The organism is Neisseria macacae ATCC 33926 (genome assembly GCF_022749495.1).
In the GTDB taxonomy this organism is placed as follows: domain Bacteria; phylum Pseudomonadota; class Gammaproteobacteria; order Burkholderiales; family Neisseriaceae; genus Neisseria; species Neisseria macacae.
Genome location: NZ_CP094241.1, coordinates 2077974 through 2095150 on the forward strand (window position 1 = coordinate 2077974; position 17177 = coordinate 2095150).

Below are 17177 nucleotides of genomic sequence, written 5' to 3' on the forward strand. Positions count from 1 at the left end.
CAAATGATAGAGTCAAGCCTCACGAGCAATTAGTATGGGTTAGCTTCACGCGTTACCGCGCTTCCACACCCCACCTATCAACGTCCTGGTCTCGAACGACTCTTTAGTGCGGTTAAACCGCAAGGGAAGTCTCATCTTCAGGCGAGTTTCGCGCTTAGATGCTTTCAGCGCTTATCTCTTCCGAACTTAGCTACCCGGCTATGCAACTGGCGTTACAACCGGTACACCAGAGGTTCGTCCACTCCGGTCCTCTCGTACTAGGAGCAGCCCCCGTCAAACTTCCAACGCCCACTGCAGATAGGGACCAAACTGTCTCACGACGTTTTAAACCCAGCTCACGTACCACTTTAAATGGCGAACAGCCATACCCTTGGGACCGACTACAGCCCCAGGATGTGATGAGCCGACATCGAGGTGCCAAACTCCGCCGTCGATATGAACTCTTGGGCGGAATCAGCCTGTTATCCCCGGAGTACCTTTTATCCGTTGAGCGATGGCCCTTCCATACAGAACCACCGGATCACTATGTCCTGCTTTCGCACCTGCTCGACTTGTCGGTCTCGCAGTTAAGCTACCTTTTGCCATTGCACTATCAGTCCGATTTCCGACCGGACCTAGGTAACCTTCGAACTCCTCCGTTACTCTTTGGGAGGAGACCGCCCCAGTCAAACTGCCTACCATGCACGGTCCCCGACCCGGATTACGGGTCTGGGTTAGAACCTCAAAGACACCAGGGTGGTATTTCAAGGACGGCTCCACAGAGACTGGCGTCTCTGCTTCTAAGCCTCCCACCTATCCTACACAAGTGACTTCAAAGTCCAATGCAAAGCTACAGTAAAGGTTCACGGGGTCTTTCCGTCTAGCAGCGGGTAGATTGCATCTTCACAACCACTTCAACTTCGCTGAGTCTCGGGAGGAGACAGTGTGGCCATCGTTACGCCATTCGTGCGGGTCGGAACTTACCCGACAAGGAATTTCGCTACCTTAGGACCGTTATAGTTACGGCCGCCGTTTACTGGGGCTTCGATCCGATGCTCTCACATCTTCAATTAACCTTCCAGCACCGGGCAGGCGTCACACCCTATACGTCCACTTTCGTGTTAGCAGAGTGCTGTGTTTTTAATAAACAGTCGCAGCCACCTATTCTCTGCGACCCTCCGAGGCTTACGGAGCAAGTCCTTAACCTTAGAGGGCATACCTTCTCCCGAAGTTACGGTATCAATTTGCCGAGTTCCTTCTCCCGAGTTCTCTCAAGCGCCTTAGAATTCTCATCCTGCCCACCTGTGTCGGTTTGCGGTACGGTTCGATTCAAACTGAAGCTTAGTGGCTTTTCCTGGAAGCGTGGTATCGGTTACTTCATGTCCGTAGACACTCGTCGTCACTTCTCGGTGTTAAGAAGACCCGGATTTGCCTAAGTCTTCCACCTACCGGCTTAAACAAGCTATTCCAACAGCTTGCTAACCTAACCTTCTCCGTCCCCACATCGCATTTGAATCAAGTACAGGAATATTAACCTGTTTCCCATCGACTACGCATTTCTGCCTCACCTTAGGGGCCGACTCACCCTACGCCGATGAACGTTGCGTAGGAAACCTTGGGCTTTCGGCGAGCGGGCTTTTCACCCGCTTTATCGCTACTCATGTCAACATTCGCACTTCTGATACCTCCAGCACACTTTACAATGCACCTTCATCGGCCTACAGAACGCTCCCCTACCATGCCAGTAAACTGGCATCCGCAGCTTCGGTTATAGATTTGAGCCCCGTTACATCTTCCGCGCAGGACGACTCGACCAGTGAGCTATTACGCTTTCTTTAAATGATGGCTGCTTCTAAGCCAACATCCTGGCTGTCTGGGCCTTCCCACTTCGTTTACCACTTAATCTATCATTTGGGACCTTAGCTGGCGGTCTGGGTTGTTTCCCTCTTGACAACGGACGTTAGCACCCGCTGTCTGTCTCCCGAGGAACCACTTGATGGTATTCTTAGTTTGCCATGGGTTGGTAAGTTGCAATAACCCCCTAGCCATAACAGTGCTTTACCCCCATCAGTGTCTTGCTCGAGGCACTACCTAAATAGTTTTCGGGGAGAACCAGCTATCTCCGAGTTTGTTTAGCCTTTCACCCCTATCCACAGCTCATCCCCGCATTTTGCAACATGCGTGGGTTCGGTCCTCCAGTACCTGTTACGGCACCTTCAACCTGGCCATGGATAGATCACTCGGTTTCGGGTCTACACCCAGCAACTCTTCGCCCTATTAAGACTCGGTTTCCCTACGCCTCCCCTATTCGGTTAAGCTCGCTACTGAATGTAAGTCGTTGACCCATTATACAAAAGGTACGCAGTCACACCACATGGGTGCTCCCACTGTTTGTATGCATCAGGTTTCAGGTTCTATTTCACTCCCCTCCCGGGGTTCTTTTCGCCTTTCCCTCACGGTACTGGTTCACTATCGGTCGATGATGAGTATTTAGCCTTGGAGGATGGTCCCCCCATATTCAGACAGGATTTCACGTGTCCCGCCCTACTTTTCGTACGCTTAGTACCACCGTTGAGATTTCGAATACGGGACTATCACCCACTATGGTCAAGCTTCCCAGCTTGTTCTTCTATCTCGACAGTTATTACGTACAGGCTCCTCCGCGTTCGCTCGCCACTACTTGCGGAATCTCGGTTGATTTCTTTTCCTCCGGGTACTTAGATGGTTCAGTTCTCCGGGTTCGCTTCTCTAAGTCTATGTATTCAACTTAGGATACTGCACAGAATGCAGTGGGTTTCCCCATTCGGACATCGCGGGATCATAGCTTTATTGCCAGCTCCCCCACGCTTTTCGCAGGCTTACACGTCCTTCGTCGCCTATCATCGCCAAGGCATCCACCTGATGCACTTATTCACTTGACTCTATCATTTCAAGAACTTCTCTGACTTTGCCTGACACTCCGTTGACTAGAACATCAAACTTGAATTTCCTACTCTGATAAAGCTTACTGCTTGTTGTGTCTTAATCCCGCCTTTTGTCTTTCGGAATTAAGTCGATACAATCATCACCCAAATACTGTACCTGTTTTTCTTTTCCTATCCAGGAGACAACTGACCGTTTGCAATTGGTCAATCATCAAAAACAGACACATTGTCTTTGTTTGTTGATTTCGGCTTTCCAATTTGTTAAAGATCGATGCGTTCAATATTGCTATTTACTTCGCAAATCAAAATGAGCTGATTATTATAGCAGCCTTTCTTTTTCCGTCAAACTGATTCGTCAGCAGACTTCTCTTTAGAAAAAAAGAAAGCAGTTACACTGCCTTTTAACTCGCTTTGATTTGGAAAGTATTGGTGGAGGCAAACGGGATCGAACCGATGACCCCCTGCTTGCAAAGCAGGTGCTCTACCAACTGAGCTATGCCCCCGTTCTTGGTGGGTCTGGGAGGACTTGAACCTCCGACCCCACGCTTATCAAGCGTGTGCTCTAACCAGCTGAGCTACAAACCCGGATTCTCTTCTTAAGCGAACCTTGTCTTCACTCAAGCATTTTTCCGCATCTTCTACAGTTTACCGATAAGTGTGAATGCGACAACCTCTTCTTTCTCTAGAAAGGAGGTGATCCAGCCGCAGGTTCCCCTACGGCTACCTTGTTACGACTTCACCCCAGTCATGAAGCATACCGTGGTAAGCGGGCTCCTTGCGGTTACCCTACCTACTTCTGGTATCCCCCACTCCCATGGTGTGACGGGCGGTGTGTACAAGACCCGGGAACGTATTCACCGCAGTATGCTGACCTGCGATTACTAGCGATTCCGACTTCATGCACTCGAGTTGCAGAGTGCAATCCGGACTACGATCGGTTTTGTGAGATTGGCTCCACCTCGCGGCTTGGCTACCCTCTGTACCGACCATTGTATGACGTGTGAAGCCCTGGTCATAAGGGCCATGAGGACTTGACGTCATCCCCACCTTCCTCCGGCTTGTCACCGGCAGTCTCATTAGAGTGCCCAACTTAATGATGGCAACTAATGACAAGGGTTGCGCTCGTTGCGGGACTTAACCCAACATCTCACGACACGAGCTGACGACAGCCATGCAGCACCTGTGTTACGGCTCCCGAAGGCACCCCTCCGTCTCTGGAGGGTTCCGTACATGTCAAGACCAGGTAAGGTTCTTCGCGTTGCATCGAATTAATCCACATCATCCACCGCTTGTGCGGGTCCCCGTCAATTCCTTTGAGTTTTAATCTTGCGACCGTACTCCCCAGGCGGTCGATTTCACGCGTTAGCTTCGCTACTAAGCAGTCATGCTGCCCAACAGCTAATCGACATCGTTTAGGGCGTGGACTACCAGGGTATCTAATCCTGTTTGCTACCCACGCTTTCGGGCATGAACGTCAGTGTTATCCCAGGAGGCTGCCTTCGCCATCGGTATTCCTCCACATCTCTACGCATTTCACTGCTACACGTGGAATTCTACCTCCCTCTGACACACTCTAGTCACCCAGTTCAGAACGCAGTTCCCAGGTTGAGCCCGGGGATTTCACATCCTGCTTAAGTAACCGTCTGCGCCCGCTTTACGCCCAGTAATTCCGATTAACGCTCGCACCCTACGTATTACCGCGGCTGCTGGCACGTAGTTAGCCGGTGCTTATTCTTCAGGTACCGTCATCAGACAGGGGTATTAACCCCGCCCTTTTCTTCCCTGACAAAAGTCCTTTACAACCCGAAGGCCTTCTTCAGACACGCGGCATGGCTGGATCAGGCTTGCGCCCATTGTCCAAAATTCCCCACTGCTGCCTCCCGTAGGAGTCTGGGCCGTGTCTCAGTCCCAGTGTGGCGGATCATCCTCTCAGACCCGCTACTGATCGTCGCCTTGGTAGGCCTTTACCCCACCAACTAGCTAATCAGATATCGGCCGCTCAAACAGCGCAAGGCCAAATGGTCCCCTGCTTTCTTCCTCAGAATATATGCGGTATTAGCTAATCTTTCGATTAGTTATCCCCCACTGCTCGGTACGTTCCGATATGTTACTCACCCGTTCGCCACTCGCCACCCAAGAAGCAAGCTTCTCTGTGCTGCCGTCCGACTTGCATGTGTAAAGCATGCCGCCAGCGTTCAATCTGAGCCAGGATCAAACTCTTATGTTCAATCTCTAACTTTTTAACTTCTGGTCTGCTTCAAAGAAACCAACAGGACAATGTCTAAAACATCATCTTGTCTGTCTTTCAAACAGTGTGAGGCTGTCGCACTCACACTTATCGGTAATCTGTTTTGTTAAAGAGCGAAAACGAATTATAAAGCATTTCATCTCATTGTCAATCAAAACTTTTCTTAAAACCTCGAAAAATCAGATCAACTGTGATATACTTACCTGTTCGTTCAGTCACCGCCGAAGCAGCGAAGAACCGAACTATACCCCTCCCCTCAAAAACCGTCAACTCCTAAACAACAAAAAATTCCACAAAACCTAACAACAACCTGAAATACAAAGACTTTTATTTCAAAATATTCTCAAACCAAACTCAATCAACAGTAAAGGTCGTCTGAAATCCCTTTCAGACGACCTTTGTCACTATTTACCACGCATCAATTCAAAAAACTCATCATTGTTTTTGGAGTCTTTGAGTTTGCCCACCAAAAATTCGGTCGCCTCAATTTCGTCCATCGGATGCAGGAATTTGCGCAAGAGCCACATGCGCTGCAACTGGTCGTTCGGCACCAACAATTCTTCGCGGCGTGTGCCGGATTTGTTGATGTTGATGGCGGGAAACAGGCGTTTTTCCGCCATGCGGCGGTCGAGATGCAACTCCATATTGCCCGTACCTTTAAATTCTTCGTAAATCACGTCGTCCATGCGGCTGCCGGTTTCTACCAAAGCGGTCGCAATAATGGTGAGCGAGCCGCCTTCTTCTACATTGCGCGCTGCGCCGAAGAAGCGTTTGGGGCGGTGGAGGGCATTGGCATCTACGCCGCCGGTCAGGATTTTGCCGGAAGTGGGTACAACGGTATTGTAGGCGCGGGCGAGACGGGTAATCGAATCAAGCAGGATGACCACGTCTTTTTTGTGTTCGACCATGCGCTTGGCTTTTTCAATCACCATTTCCGCCACTTGGACATGGCGCTGCGCCGGTTCGTCGAAGGTGGAGGAAACTACTTCGCCGCGCACGGAACGGCTCATTTCGGTAACCTCTTCCGGACGTTCGTCAATCAACAAGACAATGAGTTCGACATCGGGATAGTTGGCGGTAATCGCGTGGGCGATGTTTTGCAGCATCACGGTCTTACCGGTTTTCGGCGGTGCAACCAACAGGGCGCGTTGTCCGCGGCCGATGGGGGACACTAAATCAATAGCACGGCCGGTAAGGTTTTCTTCGGCTTTAATGTCGCGCTCGAGTTTGAATTGTTTGGTAGGGAAAAGCGGGGTGAGGTTTTCGAAGAGGATTTTGTGTTTGCAGACTTCGGGATGATCGCCGTTGATGCTGTCGAGGCGGACGAGGGCGAAATAGCGTTCGTTGTCTTTGGGTACGCGTACGCTGCCTTCAATGGTGTCGCCCGTATGCAGGTTGAAGCGGCGGATTTGCGTGGGTGAGACGTAGATATCGTCGGGACCCGCGAGGTAGGAAGTGTCCGCGCTGCGTAAAAAGCCGAAGCCGTCGGGCAGGATTTCGAGCGTACCTGAACAGGTAAAGCTTTCGCCCTGCTTCATCATTTGGCGGACGATGGCAAATACGAGGTCTTGTTTGCGGAAACGGTTGGCGTTTTCAATGCCGTGTTCTTCTGCCATTTCCAAGAGTTTGGAAATGTGTAGGGTTTGTAGTTCTGAAACGTGCATGATTTTTGACAGTTGTATTGGAAAGAATGGGATTCGGAAGACAGAGGTCGTCTGAAAAGAATAGTGTACGGAACGTACGATGATTTTTGAGAAACCTGAATTGTAGGCAGTCGGAGGGCGGGTGTCAAATTTAGGCAGGGCAAGGTTTGTATGGCATAGGTTTTGTTGCATGACTGGTAACATTGAATTGAAAAAGTCGTCTGAAAAATACGTTTCAGACGACCTGTTATAAAGCAATAATAATCCTTCTGCTATTTAGCGTTTGTTCAGATAACCCTCGGGGAAGATGCTGTGATATGAGGTGTATAGACCGATTGCCATCATAGAATAAGGAACTGTGAAGACAGAACCAGACAAAATTGTAAGAAAAATGAAAACTTCCCATATTTGCTGTTCCCCTCCTGCGCCTAACAGTTGTCCTCCTACACCCAATACAAAAATAATTGGTATAGCAAATAATGTCATTGCCAACCCAAATGCCATAATAACGCCAAACCAAATCAAGCTATATACCAGAAACGCAGGGATATTGCGAAAACAGGCATTTAAGCTAACCTTAATGGCGGCAACTGGTCTGATATCCTCCAACATGACCAAAGCAGGAGTCAACCAAAACATCATAGAACCAATGCTAATGACCATCAGCATTATAATGAACACAAGTGACTCCCCCATCGGCAACATCTCTAGAGCAGAGAGATTTCCTTTCGTAAGCAACATGATAGGAATAACAGCAACCAACGCAAGAAGCAGTATCGCAACTATACTCATCAGCATAAGAACTAGGAACGAACCGATCTTTTTAGTTGAAAAACCTGCAAACAAACTACCAAAGTTAAAATTCGCACCTTTTGCGGTTTGATGTGCCAGCAGCACAATACCACCTAGGAAACAATAGCTTCCCCAATATACAAACAGATTGATGATCACTTCGCGTATGACTATACCTAAGGACAATTGATTGAAGGTCATAGGCTGGCTGCCTTCTGCTGCATAGCTGGACAACAAACCCAAAGCAATCGGGATAAGGAAGAACAAAACCATTGCCCCTATCCATTTTAATTTGTATTTATTAAAAATACGCCATGATTCGGCAAACCAATTTACCCCTTCACTTGCACGCAAACGTTTGGGTTGATTAACGGGGCTATTAGGTACAGCAATATGTTGCGTAGGTTGCGAAGTTTCCATAAAAATAATTTCCAAGTTTATGAATGAGAAAAATTATCATTATATCATAAAACATAGGTTTATTTATTGAGCCTTTTTGACAATAGGTCGTCTGAAATCTGAACTGCACCCCAAAAGTTGGACATCCCCTCCAACTCACAAGGTGCAGTTTTTTTATGAGCAAATATACATTACACTTCAAATACCAAGCCGTACTCCACTACCTGCATATACGCAGCCAACAGCGTACCGCAGACCACTACGGCATTTCCCGAACCCACCTGAGACGATGGATACGCGCCTATCAAGAAGGCGGTATCGGCGCACTCGAACATCCCCAATCCAAAACCATGCCCCAACACCGCAAAAACCCCTTCATCGCCGACAAACCCGACCAAGAAAAAACGCAGGCAGAGCTTATCGAAGAGTTGTGCTATATGCGCGCAGAGGTCGCCTACCTAAAGGAGTTAAAAGCCCTCAGCCAAAAACAGACCGAAAAGGACAAAGCCAAACCGTCCAAACACTGAGGGCGCAACACCCGCTCAAATACCTGCTGCACATCGCAAACCTGCCCAAAAGCAGCTTTTACTACCATCACCAAGACCGACCCGATCCCGACGCAGCCGACAAAGCACTCCTTGTCGAAACCTACCGGCGGCATAAAGGACGCTACGGACAAAGGCGCATTGCCGCCGCATTAGATTGGAACCGCAAAAAAGTGGCGCGGTTGATGAAGCAGTTGGAACTGAAAGCCCTCATACGGGCGAAAAAAGCCTACCGCCATCCCGCCATGGGCGAGATATCGGAGCACCTCCTCAAACGCCTATTCAAAGCTGAAAAGCCCAACGAAAAATGGCTGACCGACGTTACCGAACTCAAAGGAAAGGACGGCAAACTGTACCTCTCGCCAATCTTGGACTTGTTCAACCGCGAGATCGTCGCCTACGCCATGAGCCGCAGAGCCGACAGCGAAATGGTGAAGGAAATGCTCGAAAAAGCCGCCCCCCGTCTGACTGATAAAGGAACGATGCTTCATTCGGACCAAGGTGTGCTGTACCGTACGGCGGGGTATAGGGAATTGCTTGCGGAGCATTCCATGGTTCAAAGCATGTCGCGAAAGGCGAACTGTTGGGACAATGCGCCGATGGAAAGCTTCTTTGCGGTGTTGAAGACGGAGTGTTTCTATAACGCAGGTGAATTGACGGTAGATGAATTGATGAAGCAGATAGATGACTATATGGATTACTACAACCGGGAGCGTTGCAGTTTGAAATTGAAAAAGCTGAGTCCTGTCGCATACAGAACCCAGCTTGCACAGAGCGCCTGAATAGGCTTTTATGAGCGTCCAAGATTTGGGGGCCAGTTCAATCTTTTCAGACGACCCCATTTATAACCACACACCCCTTTCTTCTTTGGAAGTTTGATAAATGACTACACCCACACCCAAAGACCCTCTCGGTTCTGCATGGATGATTGTTGCCGCACTCGGTTTTACCGTCATGAACGTGTGCATCAAAGCCGCGGCAGCAAAATTCGGTTTCAACAGTGGCGAACTGGTATTTTGGCGCATGAGTTTTGCTGCCGTCGTATTAGGCATAATGGCAAAAGCACGCGGCGACACCTTTGCCACACCACATTGGAAAACCCACCTCAACCGCAGCGTTGTCGGTACAGCCGCCATGTTTTGTCTGTTTTATGCCGTCATGCACCTGCCACTGGCAACGGGGGTAACCTTAAGCTACACCTCCTCGATTTTTCTGGCGGTATTTTCATTTTTTATCCTGAAAGAGCGGATCGCGTTTTATACGCAGGCAGTTTTGTTATTTGGCTTTTTCGGTGTCGTCCTGCTGCTGAACCCTTCGTTCAAAGGCGGACAGGAAATCGCCGCATTGGCAGGCTTGGCGGGCGGAGCCATGTCAGGTTGGGCGTATTTGCAGGTACGCGAACTGTCATTGCTCGGCGAGCCGGGTTGGCGGGTAGTGTTTTATTTTTCGATAACCGGCGTCGTTATGGCATCGGTTTGGGCAACTTTGACCGGCTGGCACAGCATTCCCCTCTCCGCCCTGCCCTATCTTTTCTGCATCGGGCTTGCCGCCATGCTTGCCCAACTTTCCATGACCCGCGCCTATAAAGTCGGCAACAAATTCACCGTCGCCTCTCTTTCTTATCTGACCGTCGTCTTTTCCGCCCTATCAGGCACGATATTTTTGGGCGATACCGTCACTTGGCAGGAAACCTTTGGTATGATTATTATTGTCACAAGCGGCATATTAAGCAGCATCCGGCCGGTTTCGATTAAAAAGTGGCTTACCAAAACAAGCTGACCATCAACCTCATCATTAACATCATATAAAAAGGAGAGTACGATGATTTCCATCCGCGAGCAGTCTTACGGTTTGAATGTGGCGCTGTACAACGAATTTACCCTCGACGATTTCCGCCAGCTTGAAGCTGCCTTATTGGAAAGCAAACAAAAAATCCACTTACCCGACGTCCTTTTGGATTTGTCCATGCTGAAAGATTTCACAATCGATATGGCGATGGAGCAAATCAAATTCCTCAATCAACATGAAAACGACTTCGGCCGCGTCGCTGTCATTACAGACGACATTTGGATCAAACTCGGCGCCCGCCTCTCCAGCCTGTTGACCAACCAACATCCGAAATATTTTGACGATGCCACTAAGGCACAAGAATGGCTGTTGGCAAGCAATTTCAGGCAATAAAAATGAAGGGCTGAAACAGTCGAAATAGCATCCCGCCCTTTTCACCTTCTGAATTTCTCTCGGAAGGGGTCGTCTGAAACATGCAAAATACACACAAAATAGCCCCGTTTTAGTGTTATCAATGACGTTTTTTCATTTAAATATGCTAAAACTCGATAATTTGTGTAAAATACACTCCACATAAGGATAGGATTCCCATGCTGCTGATTCCCGCAATCGATTTAAAAGAAGGTCGCTGCGTGCGCCTGAAACAAGGTTTGATGGAGCAGGCGACGGTGTTTTCCGATTCGCCCGCCGAAACTGCGCTGCATTGGTTCAAGCAAGGCGCGCGCCGTTTGCATTTGGTGGATTTGAACGGCGCATTTGCCGGTGTTCCGCAAAATTTTCCTGCTATCAAGGACATCCTCGCTGCCGTTGCCAAAGACATTCCCGTACAACTGGGCGGCGGGATACGCGATTTGGAAACCATTGAAAAATATTTGGATTTGGGATTGAACGACGTCATTATCGGTACGGCGGCGGTAAAAAATCCCGACTTCGTGCGCGAGGCGTGCAAAATATTTCCCGGGCAGATTATCGTCGGGTTGGATGCCAAAGACGGCATGGTGGCGATAGACGGCTGGGCGACCGTAACCGAACATCATGTGATTGATTTGGCGAAACGTTTTGAAGACGACGGCGTCAACAGCATTATTTACACCGACATCGGCCGCGACGGCATGATGAGCGGCGTGAACATCGACGCAACCGTCAAACTGGCGCAAGCTGTCGCCATTCCGGTTATCGCATCGGGCGGATTGACCAATTTGGACGACATCCGCGCTTTGTGTGCCGTTGAGAAACACGGCGTGGCGGGTGCGATTACCGGTCGTGCGATTTACGAGGGCAGTATTGATTTTTCCCAAGCGCAGCAGCTGGCGGATTCGCTGGCATAAGTTGTATTGGCGGAACCCGCCGCACTCGTTTTGACGAAATTCGTTACACTCATTTTAGCGAAACTCGCTGCGCTCGTTTTCAGACGACCTTATTTAAAAACAACCATCCAGGTCGTCTGAAATGACCTATGTTTTCTTACTCACTTGTCCCGCCGTTTTCAAACAATATAGCGGGGCGAAGATACAAAATAATCGGTTGAACCTGTTTGCCTTCATTGTTGTCCTGTCTTCACAGGCAGGACAAAAGATGGGTTCGTCCATTTTTCTTCACAATAAAAGGCGGCAGACCGCCGAATATTGTTTGGGACTCACCATCCCACACTCACTAGTTTTATTTACTTTTCAAGGGGTATTTCATGTTTGAAGCATTTATTTTGGGCTTTTGGATTATCTGGTCGTCCGGCCGCAACGTACGCGCCGTCAGCGAAGGTTTGGGATTTACCATTATCGCCATCCTCGTCCGCCAGCTTTCCGCGTTCGATATGCCGATGATCGACACCTATTGGATGGTGTTTAACGGCGCGTTATGGGCATTTGCCAGCACAGTGTTTTATATCGTCGGACGCTTCAGCGGCAGCTTTATGACTTCCTGCGTATTCGCCGCCATTGCAGGCGTCGGCTATTTCCAACTGCTCCAACACCTGCCCAAATGGGTGCACAACTGGCTGGCGTGACACCTGCCTTGCCGGTATCAATGATTTGAAAAGTCGTCTGAAACGGATTGTCCGTTTGGGTGGAATCCGTTGTATGGGTTTTAGCGAAACCCGCTGCGCCCACTTTCAGACGACCTCATTCCTAGATTTGGAAAGGCATTCAAAATGGCACTGGCAAAACGCATCATCCCCTGTCTCGACGTCAAAGACGGCCGCGTCGTCAAAGGCGTAAACTTTCTCGGTTTGCGCGATGCTGGCAATCCCGTCGATGTCGCCAAACGCTACAACGACGAAGGTGCGGACGAGCTGACCTTCCTCGACATCACTGCCTCCTCCGACAACCGCGACACCATTTTGCACGTCATCGAAGACGTTGCCTCACAGGTTTTCATTCCGCTGACCGTCGGCGGTGGTGTACGCACCGTAGCCGACATCCGCCGCCTGCTCAATGCCGGTGCGGACAAAGCCAGCATCAACACCGCTGCCGTTACCAATCCCGATTTAGTCAACGAAGCCGCCGGATTTTTCGGTTCGCAAGCCATCGTCGTCGCCGTCGATGCCAAAGCCGTCAATCCCGAAAACACCCGCTGGGAAATTTTTACCCACGGCGGGCGCACGCCGACGGGCTTGGACGCAGTCGAATGGGCGGTTGAAATGCAGCGTCGTGGCGCGGGCGAAATCCTGCTCACCAGCATGGACAGGGACGGCACGAAACAAGGCTTCAACCTGCCGCTGACCCGCGCTGTCAGCGAAGCAGTCGATATTCCCGTCATCGCTTCCGGCGGCGTCGGCAATGTTCAGCATCTGATTGACGGCATCAAAGAAGGTAAAGCCGATGCCGTGCTTGCCGCCAGTATTTTCCACTTCGGCGAAGTCAGTATCCGCGATGCGAAGCTCGCCATGCGTGAAGCCGGAATCGAAGTGCGTCTGTAAGTTGAACTTGATTGACTCAAGGTCGTCTGAACGAGTGTAACGAGTTTCGCCAAAACGAGCGCAGTAAGTTTCGCCAAAATAAATAAGGATACCGAATATGGATAACAGCCTGCTCGAAGCCGTCAAATTCGATGAAAAAGGCTTGGTCTGCGCCATTGCCCAAGATAGGCAGACCCGCCGCGTATTGATGGTCGCATGGATGAACGCCGAAGCCCTGCAAAAAACCGTAGAAACCGGTTTCGCCCACTATTACAGCCGCTCGCGCCAAAAACAATGGATGAAGGGCGAAGAATCAGGGCACACGCAAAAGGTGTACGAATTACGCCTCGACTGCGACGGCGACGCCATCGTGATGCTGATAGACCAAAACGGCGGCATCGCCTGCCATACGGGACGCGAAAGCTGTTTCTACAAAGTCTGGAAAGACGGTGCATGGCAGACGGTTGATGCAGTGCTGAAAGACGAAGAGGCGATTTACGGGCATAAACACCCTTAGAGCGAACCGCCAACGAAACGGCCGTTTCACCTTGGCCGTCTGAAATTAAATTAAGAAAGCCCCTCATGACCGACTCCATCCTCACCGCCATCCAAAACACCATCGACTCGCGTAAAGGCGGCGACCCCGAAGCTTCCTATGTCGCCCAGCTTCTGCACAAAGGCGAAGACAAAATCCTCAAAAAAGTCATCGAAGAAGCGGGCGAAGTGCTGATGGCTTCGAAAGACGGCGGCGGCGAACACCTCGTTTACGAAGTGGCCGACTTATGGTTTCACACTATGGTTCTCTTGGCGCACCATGGTTTGCGCGCCGAAGATGTCGTCAACGAGCTTGCGCGCCGTCAAGGTTTATCAGGCTTGGCGGAAAAAGCCTCTCGCAAAGAGTCTTGAATTTATATTACAATCCGACCTTATTCGTTTTTCTGCCGTCTGTTTGACGAAACGCGCTGCACTCGTTTTAGCGAAACTCTATTCTCTCGTTTTAGCGAAACTCGTTGCACTCGTTTTAGCGAAACTCGCTGCGCTCGTTTTCAGACGACCTCGGAGCCATTATGGACAACTGTATTTTCTGTAAAATCGCCGCCAAAGACATTCCGGCGCAAACCGTGTACGAAGACGACGAGATGTTGTGCTTCAAAGATATCCGTCCCGCCGCGCCGGTTCATCTGCTGCTGATTCCGAAAGTCCATTTCGACTCGCTGGCACACGCCGCGCCCGAACATCAAACCCTCTTGGGCAAAATGATGTTGAAAGTCCCTCAAATCGCCAAAGCGGCAGGTTTGACCGACGGCTTCAAAACCCTGATCAATACAGGCAAAGGCGGCGGGCAGGAAGTGTTCCACCTGCATATCCACATCATGGGTACGCCTGCGTAAACCAACATTCCCACCATCCATTTTCAACTATATCAAGGATTTATTATGGGTAGCTTCTCTCTGTGGCACTGGATTATCGTATTAATCATCGTTGTTTTGGTTTTCGGTACCAAAAAACTGCGCAACGTCGGCAAAGACCTCGGTGGTGCCGTGCATGACTTCAAACAAGGTCTGAATGAAGGTACCGACGGCAAAGATGCCAAAAAAGACGAAGTCATCGAACACAAAAAAGACGAAGACAAAGCATAATCTATGTTTGATTTCGGTTTGGGCGAGCTGCTTTTAGTCGGCATCGTCGCCCTGATTGTACTCGGCCCCGAGCGTCTGCCCGAAACCGCCCGTGCCGCCGGACGGCTTATCGGCAAACTGCAACGCCTCGTCAGCAGCGTCAAGCAGGAATTCAACACCCAAGTCGAATTGGAAGAGCTGCGCAAAGCCAAACAGGAATTTGAAGCCGCCGCCGCACAAGTGCGCGACAGCCTCAAAGAAACCGGTACGGATATGCAGGACAACCTGCACGACATTTCCGACGGACTCAAACCTTGGGAACGCCTGCCGGCGCAACGCACGCCTGCCGATTTCGGTTTGGATGAACACGGCAACCCGCTTCCTTCGTTAAGCACGGAAGTTTCAGACGACCCGGCTGTTTCCACGTCGTCTGAAAACGCTATGGCGCAAGCAGGCAATCCGACGGATGCCGTCGAAACCGACATGCCTGCAGAATCCGAACAAGACCGCGCTTGGCGCGAATACCTGACCGGCAGCGCCGCTCCGGTGTCCAATGCCGTAGAAGTCAGCTATATCAACACTTCCGCAGACGCGCCCGTGCTGCATATCACTTCCCTCAAAAAACAAGCGATGAACCGCAAGCGCGACCTGCGCCCGAAATTTCATGCCAAACCCAAACTTCGCGTCCGTAAAAAGTGAGTAAACCGGTGTCCGAACCTCAAAACGAACAACCCGTCCAACCTCTTATCGAACACCTTATCGAGCTGCGCCGCCGCCTGATGTGGATCGTCATCGGCATCGTCGTCTGCTTTCTCGGCATGATGCCGTTTGCCCAGCAGCTTTATACCTTCGTTGCCGAACCATTGATGGTGAATCTTCCCAAAGACACCAGCATGATTGCCACCGACGTCATCGCGCCGTTTTTTGTACCGGTGAAAGTGACGCTGATGGCGGCATTCCTCGTTTCCCTGCCGCACACGCTCTACCAAATCTGGGCATTCGTCGCGCCCGCCCTCTACCAAAACGAAAAACGCCTGATTACCCCGCTCGTCCTCTCCAGCGTCAGCCTGTTTTTTGTCGGTATGGCGTTTGCCTACTACCTCGTTTTCCCAGTTATCTTTAAATTCCTCGCGGGCATTACCCCCGTCGGCGTCAACATGGCGACCGACATCGACAAATACCTGTCCTTTATTTTGGGCATGTTCGTCGCATTCGGCACGACTTTCGAAGTCCCCGTCGTCGTCGTCCTGCTCGCCAAAATCGGCGTTGTGACCACCGAACAACTCAAAAACGCACGACCCTACGTCATTGTCGGCGCATTCGTCGTTGCCGCCATTATTACCCCGCCGGACGTGATTTCCCAAACCCTGCTTGCCGTCCCGCTTATCTTGCTTTACGAAGCAGGTATTTGGTGCAGCCGCTTTATCAAACCCAAATCGGAAGAAACCGACGAACGCCCACCCCTTCCGCCCGCAGAAACTTAAATCAGCCTGCGGATATAGCTTGCAAAGGAAAAAAGGTCGTCTGAAACAGAACATCCCGTTTCAGACGACCTTTTTCATACGCCAGCGTTTGCGTTTTACCGACCTTATACCGAAATCCTCACCAATTTCCTGAATTGCCCCTTTCAGACGACCCCTCTATAATCCCCGTTTCCATCCTAAAAACAGGAAACACCTCATGAACATCACAGAAATTGTCCGCCAACGATACAGCACCAAGTCTTTCGACCCGTCCAAAAAAATCGCTGCCGAAGACTTCGCCCATATCGAAGCCGCCCTGCGCAACAGCCCCTCCAGCGTCAATATGCAGCCGTGGCACTTTATCATCGCCGATGACGAAGCTGGCAAAGCGCGCATTGCCAAATCCACCGAAAAACTCCCTTACAACACCCCGAAAATTACTCATGCCTCCCACGTCGTCGTTTTCGCCGCCCGCGTTTGTGCCGACGATGATTATGTCGCCGCCGTATTGGCGCAAGAGGACAAAGACGGACGTTTCGCCACGGAAGAAGCCAAGCAGGCAGGCGATTCCACCCGCCGCCTGTTCTTGGGCATCCACCGCAACCAATTCCAAGATGAAGAGCAATGGCTTGCCAAACAAGTCTATCTCAACATGGGCTTCACCCTATTCGCCGCTGCCGCAGCAGGCATCGACGCCGTGCCGATGGAAGGCGTCGATTTGCAGGTTTTGAATGAGGAATTCGGTTTGACTGAAAAAGGCTACAAAGCTGTCGCCGTCGTCTCCTTCGGCTACCGTGCCGCAGACGATTTCAACGCCGCGCTGCCCAAATCGCGTTTTGAAAACGAAGTCATCTTCACCAAAATCTAAACCCGATAGAAACAAA

The 17177-nt window shown here is 50.4% G+C and carries 16 protein-coding genes, 2 tRNA genes and 2 rRNA genes; 14 read left to right on the top strand and 6 right to left on the bottom strand.

The window, feature by feature from the left end; genetic code table 11:
- Positions 1-8: 8 nt before the first annotated feature.
- The 6 genes from MON40_RS09960 to MON40_RS09985 form a co-directional block, all read right to left on the bottom strand.
- Positions 9-2900, bottom strand: a 23S ribosomal RNA gene (locus MON40_RS09960).
- 430 nt (positions 2901-3330) lie between these two features.
- A tRNA-Ala gene (locus MON40_RS09965) sits at positions 3331-3406 on the bottom strand.
- A gap of 5 nt (positions 3407-3411) precedes the next feature.
- Positions 3412-3488: transfer RNA gene (locus MON40_RS09970), tRNA-Ile, on the bottom strand.
- A gap of 101 nt (positions 3489-3589) precedes the next feature.
- Positions 3590-5130: ribosomal RNA gene (locus MON40_RS09975) — 16S ribosomal RNA — on the bottom strand.
- Together the 16S and 23S rRNA genes with 2 tRNA genes alongside form the textbook arrangement of a ribosomal RNA operon.
- A 425-nt stretch (positions 5131-5555) precedes the next feature.
- The gene (gene rho / locus MON40_RS09980; RefSeq protein WP_003756207.1) at positions 5556-6815 is read right to left on the bottom strand and encodes a transcription termination factor Rho; all 1260 of its coding nucleotides are present in this window, start codon (positions 6813-6815) and stop codon (positions 5556-5558) included.
- Between the two features lie 255 nt (positions 6816-7070).
- Entirely contained in the window at positions 7071-8006 is a 936-nt protein-coding gene (locus MON40_RS09985) for a hypothetical protein (protein ID WP_003780385.1), read from the bottom strand.
- A 155-nt stretch (positions 8007-8161) separates the two neighbouring features.
- Between MON40_RS09985 and MON40_RS09990 the strand changes: the two genes are divergently transcribed.
- The 14 genes from MON40_RS09990 to nfsB all read left to right on the top strand — a co-directional run bounded on the left by MON40_RS09990 (position 8162) and on the right by nfsB (position 17161).
- On the top strand, positions 8162-8512 hold the full coding sequence (locus tag MON40_RS09990) for a helix-turn-helix domain-containing protein (RefSeq protein WP_003756443.1): 351 nt from the start codon (positions 8162-8164) through the stop codon (positions 8510-8512).
- Positions 8416-9312 carry an IS3 family transposase gene (locus MON40_RS09995; protein ID WP_242925875.1) on the top strand — a complete coding sequence of 299 codons (897 nt, stop codon included), beginning with the start codon at positions 8416-8418 and terminating at the stop codon, positions 9310-9312. Before MON40_RS09990 ends, MON40_RS09995 begins: the two co-directional genes overlap by 97 nt.
- 100 nt (positions 9313-9412) lie before the next feature.
- The gene (locus tag MON40_RS10000; protein ID WP_003776876.1) at positions 9413-10309 is read left to right on the top strand and encodes a DMT family transporter; all 897 of its coding nucleotides are present in this window, start codon (positions 9413-9415) and stop codon (positions 10307-10309) included.
- A gap of 42 nt (positions 10310-10351) precedes the next feature.
- Entirely contained in the window at positions 10352-10711 is a 360-nt protein-coding gene (locus MON40_RS10005) for a SpoIIAA family protein (protein ID WP_003756202.1), read from the top strand.
- A gap of 197 nt (positions 10712-10908) precedes the next feature.
- Complete coding sequence (gene hisA, locus MON40_RS10010) at positions 10909-11646, top strand: 1-(5-phosphoribosyl)-5-[(5-phosphoribosylamino)methylideneamino]imidazole-4-carboxamide isomerase (RefSeq protein ID WP_003776873.1); 738 nt, start codon at positions 10909-10911, stop codon at positions 11644-11646.
- Between the two features lie 356 nt (positions 11647-12002).
- On the top strand, positions 12003-12320 hold the full coding sequence (locus MON40_RS10015; RefSeq protein WP_003756197.1) for a hypothetical protein: 318 nt from the start codon (positions 12003-12005) through the stop codon (positions 12318-12320).
- A 144-nt stretch (positions 12321-12464) separates the two neighbouring features.
- Positions 12465-13232, top strand: coding sequence for an imidazole glycerol phosphate synthase subunit HisF (hisF, locus tag MON40_RS10020; protein WP_003776869.1), 768 nt, complete (start codon positions 12465-12467; stop codon positions 13230-13232).
- A gap of 97 nt (positions 13233-13329) precedes the next feature.
- On the top strand, positions 13330-13728 hold the full coding sequence (gene hisI, locus MON40_RS10025; RefSeq protein ID WP_003776868.1) for a phosphoribosyl-AMP cyclohydrolase: 399 nt from the start codon (positions 13330-13332) through the stop codon (positions 13726-13728).
- 65 nt (positions 13729-13793) lie between these two features.
- The gene (locus MON40_RS10030) at positions 13794-14117 is read left to right on the top strand and encodes a phosphoribosyl-ATP diphosphatase (RefSeq protein WP_003776865.1); all 324 of its coding nucleotides are present in this window, start codon (positions 13794-13796) and stop codon (positions 14115-14117) included.
- Between the two features lie 161 nt (positions 14118-14278).
- The gene (locus MON40_RS10035; protein WP_003756181.1) at positions 14279-14602 is read left to right on the top strand and encodes a histidine triad nucleotide-binding protein; all 324 of its coding nucleotides are present in this window, start codon (positions 14279-14281) and stop codon (positions 14600-14602) included.
- A gap of 45 nt (positions 14603-14647) precedes the next feature.
- Complete coding sequence (tatA, locus tag MON40_RS10040) at positions 14648-14851, top strand: Sec-independent protein translocase subunit TatA (RefSeq protein ID WP_003679438.1); 204 nt, start codon at positions 14648-14650, stop codon at positions 14849-14851.
- A gap of 3 nt (positions 14852-14854) precedes the next feature.
- Positions 14855-15529 (top strand): Sec-independent protein translocase protein TatB, encoded by a 675-nt coding sequence (gene tatB, locus MON40_RS10045; RefSeq protein WP_003776863.1) that lies wholly within the window; start codon positions 14855-14857, stop codon positions 15527-15529.
- An 8-nt stretch (positions 15530-15537) separates the two neighbouring features.
- Complete coding sequence (tatC, locus tag MON40_RS10050; RefSeq protein WP_039862772.1) at positions 15538-16314, top strand: twin-arginine translocase subunit TatC; 777 nt, start codon at positions 15538-15540, stop codon at positions 16312-16314.
- A gap of 196 nt (positions 16315-16510) precedes the next feature.
- Positions 16511-17161, top strand: a complete 651-nt coding sequence (nfsB, locus tag MON40_RS10055; protein ID WP_003756174.1) for an oxygen-insensitive NAD(P)H nitroreductase — start codon at positions 16511-16513, stop codon at positions 17159-17161.
- Positions 17162-17177: the final 16 nt, after the last annotated feature.

Coding starts and splice junctions, on each gene's coding strand:
- tatA (WP_003679438.1), top strand. CDS start 14,648: ATGGGTAGCTTCTCTCTGTGGCACTGGATTATCGTATTAATCATCGTT.
- MON40_RS10030 (WP_003776865.1), top strand. CDS start 13,794: ATGACCGACTCCATCCTCACCGCCATCCAAAACACCATCGACTCGCGT.
- MON40_RS10000 (WP_003776876.1), top strand. CDS start 9,413: ATGACTACACCCACACCCAAAGACCCTCTCGGTTCTGCATGGATGATT.
- hisA (WP_003776873.1), top strand. CDS start 10,909: ATGCTGCTGATTCCCGCAATCGATTTAAAAGAAGGTCGCTGCGTGCGC.
- rho (WP_003756207.1), bottom strand. CDS start 6,815: ATGCACGTTTCAGAACTACAAACCCTACACATTTCCAAACTCTTGGAA.
- MON40_RS09985 (WP_003780385.1), bottom strand. CDS start 8,006: ATGGAAACTTCGCAACCTACGCAACATATTGCTGTACCTAATAGCCCC.
- tatB (WP_003776863.1), top strand. CDS start 14,855: ATGTTTGATTTCGGTTTGGGCGAGCTGCTTTTAGTCGGCATCGTCGCC.
- MON40_RS10035 (WP_003756181.1), top strand. CDS start 14,279: ATGGACAACTGTATTTTCTGTAAAATCGCCGCCAAAGACATTCCGGCG.
- hisF (WP_003776869.1), top strand. CDS start 12,465: ATGGCACTGGCAAAACGCATCATCCCCTGTCTCGACGTCAAAGACGGC.
- MON40_RS10015 (WP_003756197.1), top strand. CDS start 12,003: ATGTTTGAAGCATTTATTTTGGGCTTTTGGATTATCTGGTCGTCCGGC.
- MON40_RS10005 (WP_003756202.1), top strand. CDS start 10,352: ATGATTTCCATCCGCGAGCAGTCTTACGGTTTGAATGTGGCGCTGTAC.
- hisI (WP_003776868.1), top strand. CDS start 13,330: ATGGATAACAGCCTGCTCGAAGCCGTCAAATTCGATGAAAAAGGCTTG.
- nfsB (WP_003756174.1), top strand. CDS start 16,511: ATGAACATCACAGAAATTGTCCGCCAACGATACAGCACCAAGTCTTTC.
- MON40_RS09990 (WP_003756443.1), top strand. CDS start 8,162: ATGAGCAAATATACATTACACTTCAAATACCAAGCCGTACTCCACTAC.